Annotated in this window: 18 protein-coding genes; 13 read left to right on the top strand and 5 right to left on the bottom strand. The window is 71.1% G+C overall.

The window, feature by feature from the left end; genetic code table 11:
* Positions 1–13: 13 nt before the first annotated feature.
* The 3 genes from ACZ6TB_RS25495 to ACZ6TB_RS25485 form a co-directional block, all read right to left on the bottom strand.
* Positions 14–529 carry a tRNA adenosine deaminase-associated protein gene (locus tag ACZ6TB_RS25495; protein WP_465557694.1) on the bottom strand — a complete coding sequence of 172 codons (516 nt, stop codon included), beginning with the start codon at positions 527–529 and terminating at the stop codon, positions 14–16.
* Positions 530–869: 340 nt separating this feature from the next.
* Positions 870–1,265 carry a hypothetical protein gene (locus ACZ6TB_RS25490; RefSeq protein WP_465557692.1) on the bottom strand — a complete coding sequence of 132 codons (396 nt, stop codon included), beginning with the start codon at positions 1,263–1,265 and terminating at the stop codon, positions 870–872.
* 142 nt (positions 1,266–1,407) lie between these two features.
* Positions 1,408–2,535 (bottom strand): outer membrane protein assembly factor BamB family protein, encoded by a 1,128-nt coding sequence (locus ACZ6TB_RS25485; RefSeq protein WP_465557690.1) that lies wholly within the window; start codon positions 2,533–2,535, stop codon positions 1,408–1,410.
* 79 nt (positions 2,536–2,614) lie between these two features.
* On the opposite strand from ACZ6TB_RS25485, the gene ACZ6TB_RS25480 reads away from it, so the two are divergent.
* Together ACZ6TB_RS25480 and ACZ6TB_RS25475 are read left to right on the top strand one after the other, a co-directional pair.
* A complete protein-coding gene (locus ACZ6TB_RS25480; RefSeq protein WP_465557958.1) occupies positions 2,615–3,613 on the top strand; it encodes a prephenate dehydrogenase in 999 nt (332 codons plus the stop codon).
* A gap of 39 nt (positions 3,614–3,652) precedes the next feature.
* Entirely contained in the window at positions 3,653–4,225 is a 573-nt protein-coding gene (locus tag ACZ6TB_RS25475) for a DinB family protein (protein WP_465557688.1), read from the top strand.
* Between the two features lie 162 nt (positions 4,226–4,387).
* Here the strand turns inward: ACZ6TB_RS25475 and mtnA are convergent, their stop codons facing one another.
* Entirely contained in the window at positions 4,388–5,350 is a 963-nt protein-coding gene (gene mtnA, locus ACZ6TB_RS25470; RefSeq protein ID WP_465557686.1) for an S-methyl-5-thioribose-1-phosphate isomerase, read from the bottom strand.
* Between the two features lie 31 nt (positions 5,351–5,381).
* Between mtnA and ACZ6TB_RS25465 the strand changes: the two genes are divergently transcribed.
* The 10 genes from ACZ6TB_RS25465 (at position 5,382) to ACZ6TB_RS25420 (ending at position 17,335) form a co-directional block, all read left to right on the top strand.
* Positions 5,382–6,440, top strand: a complete 1,059-nt coding sequence (locus tag ACZ6TB_RS25465) for a PHP domain-containing protein (RefSeq protein WP_465557684.1) — start codon at positions 5,382–5,384, stop codon at positions 6,438–6,440.
* Between the two features lie 25 nt (positions 6,441–6,465).
* On the top strand, positions 6,466–8,136 hold the full coding sequence (locus ACZ6TB_RS25460; protein WP_465557682.1) for a DUF885 domain-containing protein: 1,671 nt from the start codon (positions 6,466–6,468) through the stop codon (positions 8,134–8,136).
* Between the two features lie 500 nt (positions 8,137–8,636).
* Positions 8,637–9,719, top strand: coding sequence for a hypothetical protein (locus ACZ6TB_RS25455; RefSeq protein WP_465557680.1), 1,083 nt, complete (start codon positions 8,637–8,639; stop codon positions 9,717–9,719).
* Positions 9,706–12,747, top strand: a complete 3,042-nt coding sequence (locus ACZ6TB_RS25450) for a sensor histidine kinase (protein ID WP_465557678.1) — start codon at positions 9,706–9,708, stop codon at positions 12,745–12,747. The genes ACZ6TB_RS25455 and ACZ6TB_RS25450 overlap by 14 nt, the downstream gene beginning before the upstream one ends.
* The gene (locus ACZ6TB_RS25445) at positions 12,744–13,208 is read left to right on the top strand and encodes a roadblock/LC7 domain-containing protein (protein WP_465557676.1); all 465 of its coding nucleotides are present in this window, start codon (positions 12,744–12,746) and stop codon (positions 13,206–13,208) included. The genes ACZ6TB_RS25450 and ACZ6TB_RS25445 overlap by 4 nt, the downstream gene beginning before the upstream one ends.
* Complete coding sequence (locus tag ACZ6TB_RS25440; RefSeq protein ID WP_465557674.1) at positions 13,205–13,663, top strand: DUF742 domain-containing protein; 459 nt, start codon at positions 13,205–13,207, stop codon at positions 13,661–13,663. The genes ACZ6TB_RS25445 and ACZ6TB_RS25440 overlap by 4 nt, the downstream gene beginning before the upstream one ends.
* Entirely contained in the window at positions 13,641–14,270 is a 630-nt protein-coding gene (locus tag ACZ6TB_RS25435; RefSeq protein WP_465557672.1) for a GTP-binding protein, read from the top strand. The genes ACZ6TB_RS25440 and ACZ6TB_RS25435 overlap by 23 nt, the downstream gene beginning before the upstream one ends.
* 94 nt (positions 14,271–14,364) lie before the next feature.
* Complete coding sequence (locus tag ACZ6TB_RS25430; RefSeq protein WP_465557670.1) at positions 14,365–15,447, top strand: hypothetical protein; 1,083 nt, start codon at positions 14,365–14,367, stop codon at positions 15,445–15,447.
* Positions 15,448–15,931: 484 nt separating this feature from the next.
* Positions 15,932–16,969, top strand: a complete 1,038-nt coding sequence (locus ACZ6TB_RS25425; protein WP_465557668.1) for a UDP-N-acetylglucosamine 2-epimerase — start codon at positions 15,932–15,934, stop codon at positions 16,967–16,969.
* Positions 16,970–16,984: 15 nt separating this feature from the next.
* Positions 16,985–17,335 carry a hypothetical protein gene (locus ACZ6TB_RS25420; protein WP_465557666.1) on the top strand — a complete coding sequence of 117 codons (351 nt, stop codon included), beginning with the start codon at positions 16,985–16,987 and terminating at the stop codon, positions 17,333–17,335.
* A gap of 15 nt (positions 17,336–17,350) precedes the next feature.
* Here the strand turns inward: ACZ6TB_RS25420 and ACZ6TB_RS25415 are convergent, their stop codons facing one another.
* On the bottom strand, positions 17,351–18,103 hold the full coding sequence (locus ACZ6TB_RS25415) for a dienelactone hydrolase family protein (protein WP_465557664.1): 753 nt from the start codon (positions 18,101–18,103) through the stop codon (positions 17,351–17,353).
* Positions 18,104–18,162: 59 nt separating this feature from the next.
* Between ACZ6TB_RS25415 and ACZ6TB_RS25410 the strand changes: the two genes are divergently transcribed.
* Positions 18,163–18,723: a TetR/AcrR family transcriptional regulator gene (locus ACZ6TB_RS25410; protein ID WP_465557662.1), complete on the top strand. Its 561-nt coding sequence runs from the start codon at positions 18,163–18,165 to the stop codon at positions 18,721–18,723.
* Positions 18,724–18,739: the final 16 nt, after the last annotated feature.

Below are 18,739 nucleotides of genomic sequence, written 5' to 3'. Positions count from 1 at the left end.
CCGGTGCGCTCGCTCACGCCTCCCGCAGCTCTTCCATCTCGTCGCCGCAACCCAGGCGCTGGCAGATCTCGGCGGTCACGTCGGACGGCAGCATGCCCTCCTGACCGCAGAGGCCCAGCAGCCGGTGCGAGCCGATCCCGAGGTCGTTCAGCAGGTCGGCGTCGCCCACCGGGTCGGCGTCCGGGTCGGCCGGCTGGTCGCCGTCCTCGTCATCGTCGGCGCCCGCGGTCAGGTCGTCGATCTCCAGTGCCGGCGCCTCGATCTCGCCGAGCAGCACCGACCCGATCCGCGACTCCTCGACGAACGCCGAGTCCGACCCGAACAATCGCAGGTCCTCGCCCTCGTCGAGGCGCAGGATCGCCAGGTACTGGTCGTCGCTCTCGACGAAGAGCAGAGCCAGGTCGGCGTCCGGCTCGACGTCTCGCAGCGCGTCCACCACCTCGTCGATGTCGGCGAGGCCGGTCAGGTCCAGCTCGGACGCCGTCCACCCGTTCTTTCCGCGTGCGACGGCGGCAGCGAAAGTCGACAAGATTTCCCCCCACGCGACTTTTGTCTTCAGCGAGTGACGGTAGCGGGAAGAACGGCGGGCGCGGCGCGCCACGCCCCCAAAAGGGTTGGTAAGTCAGTTGGCCAGGCGACGGCGCGAGGCGATGAGCTCGCGGAGGCGTGCCCCGCGAAGCCGTTGCGGCTGCGCGGACTCCCGCGCTTTCGCATCGGCGAGAGCCGCAAGCAACTCCAGTCGGCGGCGGCGACGATCGGGGTCGAGCCGTGGCGTTGTGGGGGCCATGATGCCGACATTGCCCACCGGGCCGACGCGAGTCAAGACCCAGTGCGGACGGCGACGACTACGGCACGTCCCGTCGCCGGATTCACCACAGCGGCCAGTCGTACGTGGAGATCCAGCGCGCGCCCACGAAGGCCATCGCGATCGACAACCCCACGCCGCTCGCGAGGGCCACACCGACCGCCGCGCCACGGTCACCGAGGACGGTCAGCACGAGCGCCACGGCCCAGGCGCTGATCGCGGCCACGAGCGTCCACCACGCGTAGGAGGCGAGATCGTGCGCGAGCCCGCCGAAGAGCCCGAACCAGAGCAGCCCGGCCCCGAGCCCGGAGAGCACCGGCGCCGCGGCGATCGGGTGGGCCTCGCGATAGACGGGCCGGGTCGGTCCCGGGAACAGCCCGGAGGGCGGCCGCGCGTGCGTCTGCGCGTACGCCGGGTGGGCGGCCGGCGTCGCCGGCCAGGACGGCTGCCTCTCGGTCACCAGCCCAGCCTAGCGAGCGTCCGGCCGCACGTGACCAAGCACAGGACCAAGCACGGCACAAAGCAAATGGCCGCACGGGATAAAGGGCGCGGGGCCGCATCCTCGCCCAAAGATGCGGCCCCGCGCTGCCGGGAGAAAAGTCTCAGCTGAATTGGGCGAGGCGCTTCTGCGCCTGCCCGTCGACGGTGGTGAAGGCGCCACCCATCGCGACGGTGTTGCGGTCGGGGTTGCTGGCCAGGGCGAAGACGCCCTCGACCCCGTTGGCGTCGGCGGTCCAGTCGAGCAGGTGCCCGTCGCCGGTCGCGAGCGCGGCGAGCTTGATCCGGTCGTCCGAGCCGTCGACGCAGGTGCCCTGGGTTCCCGTGCGGGCGGTGCTGCAGGCCCGGTCGAAGTGGCCGCCGGCGTAGACCACCGAGCCGAGCACGGTGATCGCCTGGGCGTCCCCGTCGAAGGTCGCCGACCACCGCAGCTGCCCACCCGGCGTGTAGGCGCTGACCCGGCCGCCCTGACCGCCGTGCGCGGAGTACACGCCGTCCGCGGTGACCGCGATCGCGTACGTGATGACCGGCGGTTTCGGTTTGAAGGACGGCACCACGGCGCCGGTCGAGGGATCGAGCGCGACCAGCCGGTCGTACCCGGAAACGCTGTTGACCTTGTGGAATTTGCCCCCGGCGTAGACCCGTCCGGCGCCCGCCGCGACCACCTCGACCTGATCGTCGGCGGTGGGCCGCCAGCGGGTGTCGAGCGCGCCCGTGCTCAGGTTGAACGCGGCGAGCCGGCCGCGCGCCTGCCCGTCGACCGCGGTGATCGCGCCGCCGAGGTAGAGCCGGTTGCCGGCGGCGGCGATCGAGGCCGGCCGGCCGCTGATCGCGTGCTTGAAGGTGGCCGAGAGGGCGCCGCTGGTCGCGTCGACCCGGGCCAGGCTGTCCCGCTTCTGCCCGCCGACCGTCGCGAAGTCGCCGGCGAGGTAGACCGAGCCGCCGCTGACCACGATCGCCTTGACCCGTCCGTCGGCGGCCGGCGCCCAGGCCAGCAGCGCGCCGGTGCGGGAGTCGACGGCGGCGACGTGACCGCGGGCGACCTGCTTGCCCCGGACGATGGCGGCGGTGAAGTCGCCGCCGAGGTAGAGGACGTCCCCCGCGTAGGCGACGGTGAGGACGGCGCCGTTGAAGCTGGGCATGAGGTCGGACGACTGCGCCTGGGCGGGCGCGGCCACCGCGACGAGTGCCGCGGCCAGTCCGATGGCGAGTGATTTCCCCCGGTAAGTCACGTGATCACCGTATTGCGGGAGATCGCGGTTTATCAGGCACAAAACGGACACATTGCGCCTGGCCGAACGGCTGATCTTGGTGGTGTGGGAGAGTTCCGGCGTGGACGTGGCGGTCATCGGTCTCGGGCTCATCGGCGGGTCGTTGCTCCAGGCTCTGCGCGCGGCCGGGCACCGTGTCACCGGCTACGACGCCGATCCGGCGACCCGCGTGCTGGCCGGTTCCGCTTCCTCGGTCGCCGAGGCCGTCGCCGGGGCCGATCTCGTCGTTCTCGCCGTGCCGCTTCCGGCGCTGCCCGGGGTGCTGGCCGAGCTCGCCGGCTTCGACGGCCTGATCACCGACGTCACCTCGGTCAAGGGCCCGGTGCGCGACCTGACGATCAAGAACGGCTTGCGACGGTACGTCGGGGGGCACCCCATGGCCGGGAAGGAGACCTCGGGCTTCGCGGCCGCCGACCCCGCGCTGTTCGAGGGATGCGCCTGGGTCCTCGGCCTCGAGCCCGGCGAGACCTCGCTGGACGACTGGCTCACGCTCGCCGCGCTGTTCACCGCCATCGGCGCCCGGGTCGTACCGGCCACCGCCGACGAGCACGACCGGGCCGTGGCCCGGATCAGCCACGTGCCGCACCTGTTCGCCGCCGCGCTGGCCCGGCAGCTCGACGGAAACCCGCTGGCCGGCGCCCTGGCCGCGGGCTCGTTCCGGGACGGCACCCGGGTCGCCGCCACCCGGGCCGAACTGATCGTGGCGATGTGCGAGGGCAACGCCACCGCCGTGCACTCCGTCCTGCGCGGCCTGATCGACGACTTGAAGGCGATGGACGAGGCGCTCGCGAACGGCACGCTCACTCCCCTGGTGGCGCTCGGCGGCTCGCTGCGCCGGGCGTGGCCGGCCGCGGGCGGTGAGCCGGTCGAGATGCCGGTCTCGGTCGATGACCTGCTCGCGCTCGGGCGGGACGGCGGCTGGGTCACCGCGGTCACCTCGACCGCCTCGACCGCCTCGACCGCCTCGACCGCCTCGACCGCCGAAAATCGTGTCAGCGTCACGACAATGCGGCCGGAAAGTGGCCGCATTGCTTCATAGGCTCGTCGTCGACAGCGATTCTTCGAGCTAGGAGACGATATGCCCGGTCAGGTCGGCCCGGTCAACAACGAGCAGGAGGGCCTGCTCGCCTACCTCGCCCAGATGCGGTACGTGCTTCGGTTGACCGCTTACGGCCTCACCGACGAGGAACTGCGGGCGACGCCGTCGGCGAGCGCGCTGAGCGTCGGCGGTCTCATCAAGCACTGCGCCTCGACCGAGGAGAACTGGCTGGCGACGATCCGGCGGGAGCCGCAGTCGGTCGACTACCAGCAGTACGCCGAGAACTTCCGGCTGGCCGACGGCGAGACGATCGAGGACGTCTTCGCGCGCTACGACCGGGTGGCCGAGCAGACCGAGAAGACGGTGACCGAGCTCGGCGACCTCGACTTCGCGATCGAGATCGACCACTCGGTGCCGTGGAACCGCAAGGACCTCACCCACTGGAACGTGCGCTGGATCCTGCTGCACCTGATCCAGGAGACGGCGCGGCACACCGGGCACGCCGACATCGTGCGCGAGTCGATCGACGGCGCGAGCGCGTACCCGTTGATGGCCGCGGCCGAGGGCTGGCCCGAGACGCCGTGGCTCTCGCCCTGGAAGAAGGAAGGCTAGGGTCTGTCTCGTGGATCGCGCGAGTGCGAGGCGCGGTCCAGGTGGTGGCTGGCGTCGGCCGCGAAGTGGCCGCATCCCGGTGTTGGATTCGGTCGCTTCGCGGCCGCCGTCAGGCGCCGCCTGGGCCACGCCGCAGCCCCGCGTGATCCGCCGAGACAGACCCTAGGGGCGCTGGCCCTTGTCGAGGCGGATCACTCGCCGGTCGGTGACGATCGCGGTGACCAGGTCGCGCGGCGTCACGTCGAAGGCCGGGTTCACCGCGTCGGACCAGGGGGTGATCTCGGCGGCGCCGCGGTCCTCGATCGGGACCGCGTCGCCGCTGGGCGTCGCGACGTCCACGGTCGACTCCGGGGCCACCACCACGAACGGCAGGCCGGCCCGGCGGGCGCCGAGCGCGTGCGCGTACGTGCCGATCTTGTTGATCACGTCGCCGTTGGCGCAGATCCGGTCGGCGCCGAGGATCACGGCGTCCACCTCGCGCCGGGCCATCAGGAACGGGCCGGCCGAGTCGACCGCCACCCGGTGCTCGATGCCCCAGCGGGACAGCTCCCACGCGGTCAGCCGGGCGCCCTGCAGCAGCGGGCGCGTCTCGCTGGCCACCACGCCGGCGAGCGCGCCCCGCCGATGCAGCTCGTAGACCACGCCGAGGGCGGTGCCGAGCACGACGGTCGCTAGCCCGCCGGTGTTGCAGTGAGTCAGCAGGCGCGGCCGATGGCCGCAGAGCTCGATCATCAGATCGGCGCCGCGGGCGGCCATCGCCTCCGAGGCGGCGATCTCCTCATCCCGGATCGCGTACGCCTCGGCCAGCACCGCCTCGGGACCACGGCGCAGCTGGGCCGCCGCCCGGCGCGCGCCCCGGGCCAGGTTCACCGCGGTCGGCCGGGCGGTCTCGACCCGGGTCACCGCCGCGGCCAGCGCCTCGGGGTCGTCGGCGTGCACCCGGGCCGCCAGCGCCACGCCGAACCCGCCCGCGACGCCGAGCGCCGGCGCCCCGCGGACGGCCAGCGACTGGATCGCGGCGACCAGCTCCGGCACGGTGTGCAGGCGCAGGACACGTACCTCCCGGGGTAATGCCGTCTGATCGATGATCTCGACGGCCCCGTCCACCCAATCGATCGTCCGCACGGGGCCGAGCCTAACGTCCTACTCTTGCCGCATGGCATCTCGCGATCCGGTCGACGACCTGCGGCGCATCGCCTTCCAGCTCGAGCGGGCGAACGAGGCGACCTATCGGGTACGGGCGTTCCGCTCGGCCGCCGCCACCATCGCCAAGCTCCCGGCCCAGGAGCTGGCGGCCCGGGCCGCGGCCGGCACGCTGAGCGAGCTCGCGGGCGTCGGCGACGTCACCGCCCGCTGCATCGCCGAGTCGCTGGCCGGCGAGGAGCCGGTCTATCTGCGCCGGGTGCGGTCCACCGAGGGCGCCGACCTGCCGGCCGCCGCGGCCGCGATCCGCTCGGCCCTGCGCGGCGACTGCCACTCGCACTCCGACTGGTCGGACGGCGGCTCCCCGATCGAGGAGATGGCGCTGGCCGCCGTCGAGCTCGGCCACGAGTACCTGGTGCTGACCGACCACTCGCCGCGGCTCACCGTGGCCAACGGCCTGTCGCCGGCCCGGCTGCGCACCCAGCTCGACCGGGTGGCCAAGCTCAACGACCAGCTGCCCGAGGGCTTCCGCATCCTCACCGGCATCGAGGTCGACATCCTCGACGACGGCTCGCTCGACCAGGAGGACGAGCTGCTGGCCCGGCTCGACGTGGTGGTCGGCTCGGTGCACAGCAAGCTGCGCGACGAGTCGCCGCGGATGACCCGGCGGATGGTCAACGCGATCGCCAACCCGCACCTGGACATCCTCGGCCACATGACCGGCCGCAAGGTGTCGGCGGCCGGCGAGGGCGACAAGGGCCACCGCGGCGGGCGGACCCGGCCGCCGAGCACGTTCGACCTCGACAAGGTGATCGCCGCCTGCCTCGAGCACCACAAGGCGATCGAGATCAATTCCCGGCCGGACCGGCTCGACCCGCCCAAGCGGATGCTGACGGTCGCGGTCGAGGCGGGCTGTCTGTTCAGCATCGACACCGACGCGCACGCGCCCGGCCAGCTCGACTGGCTCGGCAATGGCTGCGAGCGGGCGGCGCTGTGCGCCGTGCCGGTCGAGCGGGTCGTCAACAGCTGGCCGATGGAACGACTGCTGGAGTGGACGGCGGGCCACAAGTAGGGTTTCGTTCCCGTAGGGTCGCGTCGTGGGACGAATTGACGACCTCGCCAACCGCTACGTCGACGACTGGGCCGAGCTGAGCCCGCTGGGCGCGACCTCGGTCGGCATCGCCGGCCACGACGACAAGATCGACGACCTCTCGCCCGAGGGCTACGCGGCCCAGGCCGAGCTCGTCCGGCGCACCCTCAACGACCTCGACGTGATCGAGCCGGAGCACGAGTCCGAGCAGGTGGCGAAGGACGCCATGATCGAGCGGCTCGGGCTGGAGCTGGCGACGTACGACGCCGGCTACACCAAGAGCGCGATCAGCGTGATCTCCAGCGCCCTGCACGGCATGCGCGGCACCTTCGACATCATGCCGACCGAGGGCGAGCAGGCGGTGGCCAACATCGCCGCCCGGCTCAACCTCTTCGCCCCCGCGCTCGAGCAGTACAAGACGACCCTGCGCGAGGAGGCGGCCGCCGGCCGGGTCAGCGCGAGCATCCAGATGCTGGCCGTCGCCGAGCAGTGCGACTCCTGGACCGACCCGCGCCGCGACGACTTCTTCCACGGGCTGGCCCGGCGGCTCGACGCGAGCGGCGCGCTCGCGACCGAGCTCGAGCGCGGCGCCGCCGCGGCGACCGCGGCCACGGCCGGCTTCGCGTCCTTCCTCCGCGAGGAGCTGGCGCCGCTCGGCCGCGACAAGGAGGCGGTCGGCCCCGAGCGGTACGCGCTGGCCTCGCAGTACTTCCTGGGCGCCAAGGTCGACCTGCACGAGACCTATCTCTGGGGCTTCGCCGAGCTGCACCGGCTCGAGCGGGAGATGGCCGTGGTCTCGGCCGCGATCGCCGGCGCCGGCGCCACCGTCGACCAGGCGGTGGCCACGCTCGACGCCGACCCGGGCAAGCGCATCCCGGGCAAGGAGGCGTTCCGCGACTGGATGCAGGCGCTGGCCGACAAGGCGATCTCCGAGCTGAACGGCACCCACTTCGACATCGAGCCGCCGGCCCGCAAGATCGAGTGCTGCCTGACGCCGACCAGCGACGGCGGCATCTACTACACCGGCCCGAGTGAGGACTTCTCCCGGCCCGGGCGCATGTGGTGGGCGGTGCCCGAGGGCATCACCGAGTTCTCCACCTGGCGCGAGGTCACCACCGTCTACCACGAGGGCGCGCCCGGCCATCACCTCCAGGTCAGCCAGGTCATGCTCCGGTCCGACCTGCTCAATCGCTGGCAGCGACTGCTCTGCTGGTGCTCGGGGCACGGCGAGGGCTGGGCGCTCTACGCCGAGCGCCTGATGGACGACCTGGGCTACCTCGAGGACCCGGGCGACCGGCTCGGCATGCTGGACGGCCAGGCCCTCCGTGCGGCCCGAGTGATCGTCGACATCGGCATGCACCTCGAGCTGGAGATCCCGCGGGACAACCCGTTCGGCTTCCACCCGGGCGAGAACTGGACGCCCGAGCTGGGCTGGGAGTTCCTGCGGGCGCACACCCGGATGTCGGACGAGGTGCTGCGCTTCGAGTGGAAGCGTTACCTCGGCTGGCCCGGCCAGGCCCCCTCCTACAAGGTGGGCGAGCGGATCTGGTTGCAGGCACGCGAAGAGACGAAGCGCCGCAAGGGCGCCGATTTCGACCTCAAAGCCTTCCATCGGGACGCTTTGAACCTCGGCTCGCTCGGGCTCGACCCGCTGCGCAAGGCGCTGGCCCGCCTCTAGGCGTTTCGGGGCGTTTCCCCGGGTTAACGGCGGGGAAACGCCCTTTTTGCGGCACGACCGACATTACCTAATGCGATTATCTTTCGTTGAGCGAGCGGATGACTACACTCCGTGAATGGCGCGCCGAGTCATAATCGTTATCTATTGCGAATCTTGTATCTTTTCGTAAGCCTGCCTTCCCGTTACCATCTCCGCGGTAGCCAACCGGCTTCCGGAACCGGCCTGCGCTGCGGCTTCGGTCCGAAACAACGGGATTGGAATCGCGCGCGACGCCGGAAGAAGGCCGAGCCCGTATCCACCGATCAGCCGAGCGAACTTCGCCCCTTGGCGAGGGGCTTCCTGAGGTTTTCTCGGATAGATTGGCCCGGATCCGTGCGCCCATCCGGCTACGGACAGTAGTCGTCACCAACGGCTCATCGCGTGTTGCATGGCGGAGGACGAAAGCAATGAACAGCCGGCGAACCCGTTTACGCTCCGCTCTCGCGGTGATTTTGACGGTTTTGGTACTTGTACCAACTGCGGTCCTTTTTGGACGCGTATGGCAGCAGAACTCGGACCGCCGAGCGCAGACCGATCTGGAGAAGAAGGGCGTCGAGTACATCACCGCCCTCACTCCGTTGGTCAGCGCGCTCACCGAGTCGGAGTCGTCGGCGATCCAGGGCGTCTCGGCCCCGCCCGACTCGCTGAAGTCCGCCGTCGCCAAGGTCGCGGCCGCCGACGAGAGCCTCGGTGACGACCTCAAGACCAAGGAGCGCTGGGCCGATCTGAAGGCGAAGATCGACAAGCTGCCCAAGGCCGCCGGCGCCCTCGCCGCGTTCCAGGCGCACATCGAGGTGACCGACCTCGCGCTCGCCCTCTACTCCTCGATCTGGCGCAACGCTCAGCTGAACCGCGACCCGGACAGCGACGTCTCGAACCTTTCCGAGGCGGTCGCCAACGACATGCCCAAGACCGTGATCCTGGTGAGCCGGATGGGCGACTACGCCCAGCTGCTGCAGGTCGCCGCGGCCAAGGACAAGCCGGCCCTGGGCGTCCAGTTCGGACAGGCCGTGCTCACCGTGCAGGACTCGGTGAACGACCTCACCGAGGACCTCCAGGCCGCCGTCGACGACACCAAGAGCCCGACGCTGAGCGGCTCGCTGGTCAGCACGCTCGACTCCTTCCGCCGCGGCGTCGAGTCGATGACCCGCGGCGCGAACCCGGGCGGCACCCCGAACGTCGCGACCATGTCGACCGCGCAGACCGCCCTCCAGACCGCGCTGAACGCGCTGGCCGGCGTGACGCTCAAGGAGATGGCGAAGCTTCTCGACGACCGGTCGGACACGATCTCGTACCGGCGCTCCGAGGCGGTCGTCATGGGCCTGCTCGCGATCCTGCTGGTGCTCGCCGCGCTGATCTGGCCGATCCTCGGCCGCCGCCGCGAGACCGAGGCCGCCCCGATGGCGTCGCCGATCGGCTCGACGACCCGCGACATCCCGGCCAGCCGGCCGGCGCCGCCGCCCTACGGCGGCCAGTACGACATCGCCCCGGCCTACGGCGACAACGACCCGACACGGCGGGAGCGGTCCGGTGCTGTTCGGTAAGTTCCGCATCCTGGGCAAACTGGCCCTGCTCGTCATCGTTCCCCTGCTCGGCGTCGTGGCGCTGAGCGTGCCGATCATCGTCACGCGTATCAGCGACGCGCAGGACGCGCAGAAGACGTCGGACACCATTCAGCTCGCGACCCGGGTCAGCACCGCCGTGCAGGAGCTCCAGGAGGAGCGCCTGCTCTCGATCGGCTTCCTGTTCGGCCTGATCCAGGAGCCCGAGCTCGTCGTGCAGAGCGCCAAGGCGACCGACGCGATCGCCCGGATCGACGACGGCGGCCAGCCGCTCTCCAAGGAGATGCGGCGCGCGCTGCGCGGCGCCGACCGCCTCGACAACACCCGGCAGAACGTGATCAACCGGGCGATCCGCCCGGACATCCTGGTCACCGAGTTCACCGGCGTGATCACCCCGCTGTTCAACGGGCTGGACCTCGCGTCGCACGCCGACCTCACGACCGGCGTCGGCCGGCAGGTGTTCGCGCTCGAGCAGTCGCTGCGTTCCGACGACATGATCAGTCAGGCGTCGGCCTACCTGACGGTCGCGACGATCACCAAGAACGCCGGCTTCGTCAGCCTCTTCTACTCGACGCTGGTGCAGCTGCAGCAGGTGATCCTGAACGCCCAGTCGTTCTTCACCGACGCGCAGTACAAGCTGTACCTCGGCGCCCAGGACGCGTTCTCGTCCCGGGTCGGCTCCGACTTCCTCACCCAGGCCGCGATCGACCCGAACTCCGCGGTACAGACGCTGAACATCAAGACGCTGTTCCCGTCGCTGCGCTCGGTGCTCGTTCTCGGTGGCTTCGTGGAGAAGCGCGTCGCCGCCGACGTGGACACGATCGCGACGAACAACCGGGACACGGCACTCCGGGACGCCTTCCTCATCGGTGGCGGCTCGCTGCTCCTGCTGCTCCTGGTGATCACGCTGAGCATCTTCATGGCCCGCGCGGTCGCCCGGCCGCTGCGGCGCCTCACCACCTCAGCCGACCGGATCGCCCGCGCCGCCGAGGCCGAGCTCGAACGGGTCGCCGACGACGAGGCGGAAGCCGTACGGCCGATTCGCCTCGACTCGGTCGACGTCGAGGCCCAGGACGAGATCGGCGACCTGGCCCGCGCGTTCGACCGGGTGCAGACCACCGCCGCCCGGCTGGTGGAGCGCCAGGTTCTCGGCCGCCGCAACGTGGCCCAGATGTTCGGTCACGTCGGACGGCGTACGCAGAACCTGGTCGGCCGCCAGCTGGCCCTGATCGACAACCTGGAGCGCAAGGAGACCGACAGCGATCGGCTCCGCGAGCTCTACCGGCTCGACCACATGTCCAGCCGTCTGCGGCGGAACGCGTCCTCGCTGGTCGTGCTCTCCGGTGGGGCCGGCGCGAACGAGCACATGGCGCCGCTGTCCCTCTCCGACGTCGTCCGTCTCGCCCTCGGTGAGATCGAGGACTACACCCGCGTCGACGTCGAGGTGCCCGAGGAGATCGTGGTCGTGCCGGCCATCCTGGCCGACCTGACCCTGATGCTCGCCGAGCTGATGGAGAACGCCACCGCGTTCTCCCCGCCGACCACCCGGGTGCTGATCAGCGCGACCGAGCTGCGCGGCGGCGCCCGCCTGGCGATCGTCGACAACGGCCTGGGCATGTCGCCCGAGCGCCTCGCCGAGGAGAACTCGCGGCTCACCCGCCGTGAGCGCCTCGACCTGGTGCCCTCCGAGGTGCTCGGCCTCTTCGTGGTCGGTCGCCTCGCCCGGCGGCACGGCATCGAGGTCACGCTCACCGACACGCCCGGCGGCGGTGTCTCGGTCTGGATCGACCTGACCCCGGCCCACCTCATCTCGCGGGTGCCGAGCACCACGTCGATGGCGGGCGCGCCGTTCCCGATGGCGGGGCCGGGCGCGATGCCCGGTTACCACACCTCCGAGTTCGCCCAGGTGATCGCCGGTTCCGCGGCGCGCGCCTCGGTGCCCGGCAGCCAGCTGCCGTTCGACGCCAACGTGCTCGAGCGGGCCACCCGGACCCTGGAGTCGGGCGGGTCGTGGAACGCCTTCGCGACCCCGGCCGGTCCGGCCCTCACGGCGCCGGAGGGCCGGGCGCTGGCGGCCCCCGCCTACGCCGAGCCCGTCTACGACGCCGAGCCGGTCTACGCGCCGAGCCAGGTGTATCAGCCGCCGGTGGCGCCCCAGCCGGTCTACGACCTGGGCGCGCCGGTCGCCGGCCGGGTGCCGGCCTCGCTGCCGGAGCTGCCCGCGGCCGGGCCGTCGGCCTGGAACCAGCAGCCGATCGAGGCGCCGCAGCCGACCTGGAACACCCCCGAGGTCGCTGCCGCCCCGTCGAACCCGGCCATCCCGCGTCAGCGGACCGAGGAGGACTACCGGTACAGCACGCCCGCGGCGTACAACCAGCCGCAGGCTTACGCCCAGCCCACTTACGCCGAGCCGGAGCCTCAGGTGCAGCAGCCGTACTCCGAGCCTCAGGGCTACGGCCAGTCGCCGGACTACGGCCAGCAGCCGCAGGGGTACGGCCAGCAGCAGGGGTACGGCCAGCAGCCGTCCTACACCGAGCCGGCGGCTCAGCCGTACGCTCAGCCGGATCCCTACGCTGCCCCGCCGGAGCCGCAAGAGCCGCAGCAGCAGGCTCCGCTCCGCTCCGCGAACGGCGGACCGCTGCGCCGCCGAGTTCCCGGCAGTCAGCTGCCGGCCGAGTCGGGCACGAAGCTGCCGACCGCTCCACCGTCGCAGGACGACGCGGTCGCGGCCCGTGCCGCGTTCGACGCCTTCGAGGCCGGCGTCAGCCGCGCCCACTGGGACGTCGCCGAGACCGAGATGACGGCGCCGCCGTCGGCCGGTCACGCACCCCTCGCCCGCCGGGTTCCGGGTGCCACCCTTCCGCGAGACGAGCCGCACAGCCCGCCCCCGCCCGCTCCGGCACTTCCGCTTGATCCGGATGCCGCACGAGCACTAATGGAACAGTTCGAGTACGGCGTCGCACTCGCACTGAATGAAACTCAGCCACAACCCGAGGGACAACCGCGATGACTTCCCCTTACTCCACGGACACCGGTAACGGCTACGGCCAGGCACAGCTCAGCGCCGAGGCCAAGACCTTCAACTGGCTGCTGGACTCGTTCACCTCCGGCACCGCGGGCGTGATCGAGGCCATCGCTGTCTCTTCCGACGGTCTGTTGATGGCGATGTCGGCGATCAAGGACCGGCCGAACGCCGAGCGTCTCGCGGCCGTCGTCTCCGGGCTGACCAGCCTCGCCGGCGGCGCCGCCAGCTGGTACCGGCTGGGTTCCCTGAACCGGGTCATCATCGACATGGCCGAGGGGTACCTGCTGGTCACCGCGATCAGCGCCGGCTCGGTGCTGGGCGTCATCGCGGACCGGTCGGCCAACCTGGGCACCCTCGCGTACGAGATGACGCTGTTCGCAACGCGGGCCGGTGGCGCGCTGAGCCCGCGTCTGATCGCGGAATTGAAGAACGCCGTCCAGCAATGACCTATCCGGACCCCGACGACCCGGCTCACCCGGCTCGGCCGAGTGTCCGGCCCTTCCTGCAGTCTGGTCTTCACTCGACCGGCGGCTACCGCCCTGCACCACAGAGCGAGCCGCTGGTCGAGGAGCAGGCCACGACACTGCGCCCGTTCGTCATCACGTCCGGGCGTACCGACGGCGCCGATCCCGACATCGGGATGGAGACCCAGGTGTCCGTCAACCACGCCGCGAGTCCCATGCGGCTTTCCCCGGAGATGCGCGCGATCGTCGCGCTCTGCGGGGAACCAACGTCCGTGGCGGAGATCTCCGCCCGGCTGCGTCTGCACCTCGGCGTCACCCGCATTCTCGTCGGCGACTTGCGCGCCGCCGGGCAGCTGGACGTTCACGTGCTGGACAACGACACCCCCGACCCTGAGACCATCATGCGAGTGATCCGTGGACTTCGAGCAATCACCTGACCGCATCGTCGGCACCGCCCGGGTGGGCAGCGGCGGAAAGCCGAAGAAGGCCCCGGTCCCGGTAAAGATCATCGTGGCCGGCGGCTTCGGTGTCGGAAAGACGACAACCGTGGGCGCGATCTCCGAGATCTCCCCGCTCACCACCGAGGCGGAGATGACCGCGGAGTCGGTCGGCATCGACGATCCCGGCCAGGGAAGCACGAAGACCACGACCACGATCGCCATGGACTTCGGCGTCCTGACCATCGACCAGACGCTGAAGCTCTACATCTTCGGTACGCCCGGGCAGTCACGCTTCGCATTCATGTGGGACGACCTGATCAAGGGTGCCCTGGGCGCGTTGGTGGTGGTGGACACGGCTCGGATCGACGATTGCTACCCCGCGATCGACTACTTCGAGCGAGCCGGACTGCCGTTCGTCGTCGGCGTGAACACGTTCAACGGGCAGATGACCTACAGCCTCGAGGAGGTTCGCTGGGCGCTCGCCATCCGTGACGACGTGCCCGTCCTGTCGTACGACGCGCGGTTCCGCGCCTCCGTTCGCGACGCCCTGCTGGTCGTGCTCGACCAGGCACTGGACAAGGCCATTCGAGCCAAGTCCACGTAGGGTGTGCGCAGAGTCGCGGAGATCGAGGTTTCCAAATCGGCCTTCCAGCGGGCACAGTAGTTGTGGACAACCCGCACAGGAAGGACGGTGACGCGTGCGAGGCGGACTGGACGATGCGCTCGACAAGCTCGCGCGCCGTGATGAGCTGCGTAGGCGCGCGGCCGGAGAGGCCACCGGTACGTCACCGGCAGTGACCGAGCTGGTCGAGGCGATCGCCGCGGTCGTGGCCCGCCATCCCGAGCTGGGCGTGTCCGTGGGCGCCGAGGGCTCGGGCGACCCGATCCTGCTGCACTTCTTCTTCGCCGAGGGCCAGGTGCAGGTCAGCGCCGACACGCCGCCGCGCGAGGAGGCCCCGCCGGCCCGGCACGCCGAGATCGTCGACGTCGACCTGGACGAGCCCGCCCGCCCGACCACCGACCAGTTGCGGCGCAATCAGGACGACCAGGACCGCTACGGTGCGCCGCAGTACGGGTACGCCGAGCCGAACGCCTACTACAGCGACTCGGACACGGCCGAGCGCCGGTACGGCTCGTTCGACAATCCGCCGCCGGATTCGCGCTACATGTCCCACGACCCGGGCGAGACGTCCCGCGATCTGGGTGCCCGCATGCGTGACCTGGGGATGGCTTCCCGCGGCCAGAACGCGGCCGGCCCGGTCCCCGGTGATCCGGTCTCGGGCGGTCCCGTCTCGAACGGTCCCGTCTCCGGCACTCCCGTCTCGGGCGGGCATTTCCAGGGTGGTCCGGTCTCGGGCAGCCCGATCTCGCCCAGCTCGATGCCGCCCAGCTCGATGCCGAGCCCGGCGCCCGCGGCGCCGCAGTACCCGCCGCACCCGTTCGCGGCCACCCCACCACCGCCCGTGCCGCCGCACCCGTTCGCGGCCACCCCGCCGCCGGCCGTGCCCCCGCAGACCTCGTCGCGACCGTCGCACGACGCGGCGCAGTCGACCCGGCGCATCCACGCCGAGCAGCACCGGGCCCCGGCCGAGCCGGCCGCCACCGAGCGGATCATCCCGCCCCAGCCGCAGCCCCAGCGTGGCGCCATGCCGACCCCGCTGCCCCAGCCGATTCCGCTGCAGGTCGAGCGCCCCGAGGAGACCGAGATGGCGGCCCGCCGCCTGGCCGCCCTCCTCCGCGACGACCCGTCCTTGCTGAACCAGGCCCCGCGCGGCGAGTAGCCCCGCCTGTGGACGACCGCGGAAAAACGTCGTACCCCGCTGCTCTACTCAACCCCACCCAAGAGGGCGGGGTCTGGTCTGGGGGTCGCTGCAAGCCGGATCGGGGCATGCTCGCGGCGCCGGGCGCCGATGCAGATCCGCTCGTCCTCGTTCAACGACCGGGCGCCGGGCGGCCGTGGTGATCGGGTAGGGCCCGTTCACCGGTGCGCGGGTTGATCCCGAAGAGTCCCCTGATCCACCAAGGCAAGGCAGGCCGCCCTCTCCCGCAGCGACACCCGCCTTCATCACTCTAAGTGATGCACGAGTTTCGAATTCATGTTGCTCTGAGTAACGTCTCGGTGGGAGCTAAATCCGGTTTCGAGCGATAAACGCCCTCTGAGCTCGACCGTTCGGCCACAATAAGTGGCGACCACTTGTCTCACCCTATGTAACTGCATAGCGTCCTGACCTGCCGCTCGACCCCCAGCAGGCCCGGAGAGAGAACATGTCGCTGCCCGAAGTCCACCTCGCCGGTGGCACGTGCGCCGAGGCGCTTCGCCTGGCGCCGGTTGCGCTGGCCATGCGTGAGCAGGGCCGGGTCGCTCCGGTGCTGCTCGCCGGCGGGGCCGACCCGACCGCCGTGGCCCGCACCTTCATCGCCTGCGGGCTCGCCGCCGACGTCACGCTGCCGGCCTCGCCCGACACCGCGGCGGCCGTCCGCCGGTACGACCAGCTGTGGGCGACCCGGACCCCGTCCGCCGTCGTGGTGCGCGGGGACAACCTGGCCGCCGCGCTCGCCGCCTACTGGCGTCGCGTCCCGGTCATGCACATGGACTCCGGGCGTCGCTCCGGCTCGCTCGTGGCCGACGACGCCGACGGCGATCGGCGGCTGCTCACCCAGGCCGCGACCGTGCACCTGGCGCCCGCGCCGCTGGCCGCGATGAACCTGCTGGACGAGCGGGTGGTGGCGGGCGACGTGCTGCTGACCGGCGGCACCGCGGTGGAGGGCGCGCGGCTCATCGCGTCGCGCTTCCGGGCGAGGTCCGAGACGAGCACCAACCGGGTCGTGCTGGCCGGTATTTCAAAAAACAGCGAGCACGATGAGCCCGTACGCGAGGCAATGCTCGCCCTGACCGCCCGGTACACCGAGCTGGACGTCTTCGGCGGGCTCGCCATGCCGTACCCGGAGCGGTCCCGCCTGATCGCCGCCGCCGAGGTGGTCATCACCGACGACGTCGACCTGGCCGAGGAGGCCCTCGCCGCCGACACCCCGGTGCTGGTCCCGGGGGACGGTGGCGCGCTGACCGAGGCCGTGCACGCCGGCTGCGCCCGGCTGGTCGAGCCCGAGGCCGGCGCGATCGTGGCCGCGGTCGCGGACCTGCTGGAAAGCCGCGTGCGCCGGGATTCGATGTCGGTGATCGGCAGCCCGTACGGGGATGGCCTCGCCGCCGCCCGGATCGCCCAGGCCACCGCCGCCCTGCTCGGACACGGGCAGTTCCCGGAACCGATGCCCGCCCGGCCCGAGGCCGGCGTGCGCAACTGAGCATCAGGGAGAGTCATGGACGTCATCGATTTCTGGACCAAGTCGTGGACCAGTGACGACAAGACCGCCGTCCGCAAGCTGCTGGCGCCCGACGTCGAGGTCGAGTGGAATCTCGACGCGCCGGTCGACGACGAGGAACTGCTCGCCGTGCAGCATCGGATCGCGGCGTTCGCCGACTCGGTCACCGTGGTCGGGCAGACGATCGCCGAGGACGGCGCCGCAGTCGTCTACGACCTGACGGCGCCGTTCGGCACGGCCCGGATGGTGGAGTTCCTCGCCGTCGTCGACGGCCGGATCACCGAGGTGCGCCAGGTCTACGACGTGACGCTGACCGACCGCTATTTCCCGGGTTTGTACGAAAACTAAAGGTACGAGAATTAGCTAGAAGGCGCGGTCGAGCAAGGCGAACAGCTTCTCCCAGTGCCGCCGCTCGCCCTCGGGGTGGAACGAGGCGGTGTCGCTCATCGTGAAGCCGTGCGGCGCGCCCTCGTACACCTCGGAGGTGTAGGTGACGCCGGCCTCGTCGAGCGCCGCCTCGAACGCCTTGATCTGCTCGGCCCCCATCGACCGGTCGTTGTCGGCGTGGCCGAAGTACACCTCGCCGGTGACGTTGCCGACCGCGAGGTGCGGGCTGTCCGGCTGGTCGGTGACGATGCCGCCGGCGTGGAAGCTGCCCAGCACCTTGATCCGGTCGGGGTGCGCCTCCATCGCGACCAGCGCGTTGCGCCCGCCCATGCAGTAGCCGACCGCCGCCGCCGGTCCGGCCGCCACGCCCGGCTGAGACGCGAGGTAGTCGAGGTATGCGGCGCTGTCGGCCGCCATCCGCGGCGGGGTGAGAGCCTGCATCATCGGCATGAGCCGGCCGAAGGCGGCGCCCCGCTTCTCCGGGTCGGTCAGCTCCTCGGCGGTCACCAGCGGGCCCTGCGCGCTGCGGTAGAGGAGATTCGGCACGAGCACGACGTAGCCGCGCTCGGCGATCCGCTGGGCCATCTCGGCCAGCCGGGGACGCAGCCCGAACGCGTCCATGAACATGAGCACGGCGGGAAACGGCCCGTCGCCCTCGGGCTTCACCAGGTACGCCTCCGCCTCGCCGTCGGCGGCCGGTACCTGGACTTCGGTGGTCTGGGTCTGCATGAGCGCAACCTAGCACCAACCGGGGAGGCATCCCCGGTCGTCGTCGTACCCTGTCACCCATGCCCAATCGTCTGCGCGCGGATGCGGAGCGGAACCGGGTCGCGCTGGTCGCGGCGGCCCGGCAGATCTTCGGTGAGCACGGGCTGGACGCCTCGCTCGACGAGATCGCGCGCCGGGCCGGCGTCGGCAACGCCACCCTCTACCGGCGCTTCCCGACCCGCCGCGATCTGATCGCCGAGGTCTTCGCCGGCCAGATGTCCGAGTACGTCGAGCTGGCCCAGCTCGCCCTGCACGAGCCCGATCCGTGGGCGGCGTTCGTCGGCTACCTCACCCGCATCTTCGAGCTCCAGGCCACCGACCGCGGGCTGTCCGAGCTGCTGGTCTCGACGAGCTTCGACGACGACGACCGGCTCGCGTCGCTGCGGGCGGCGGCCCAGCGCGGGGCCACCGAGGTGATCGAGCGGGCCCAGGAGGCCGGCGTGCTGCGCGCCGACTTCACCCGGCAGGACATCGGCATTCTGATGCGCGCCAACGCCGGCGTGGTGCAGCGGTCCCCCGATCCGAACGCCTGGAAACGTCAGCTGATGCTGCTGCTCGACGGCCTGGCCAACCGCATTTAAGGATCTTTAAGGTCTG

This window comes from Actinoplanes sp. NPDC051537, assembly GCF_055586105.1.
The sequence above is the reverse complement of the archived record's forward strand: the minus strand, read 5'-3'. Positions and strand labels throughout refer to the sequence as shown.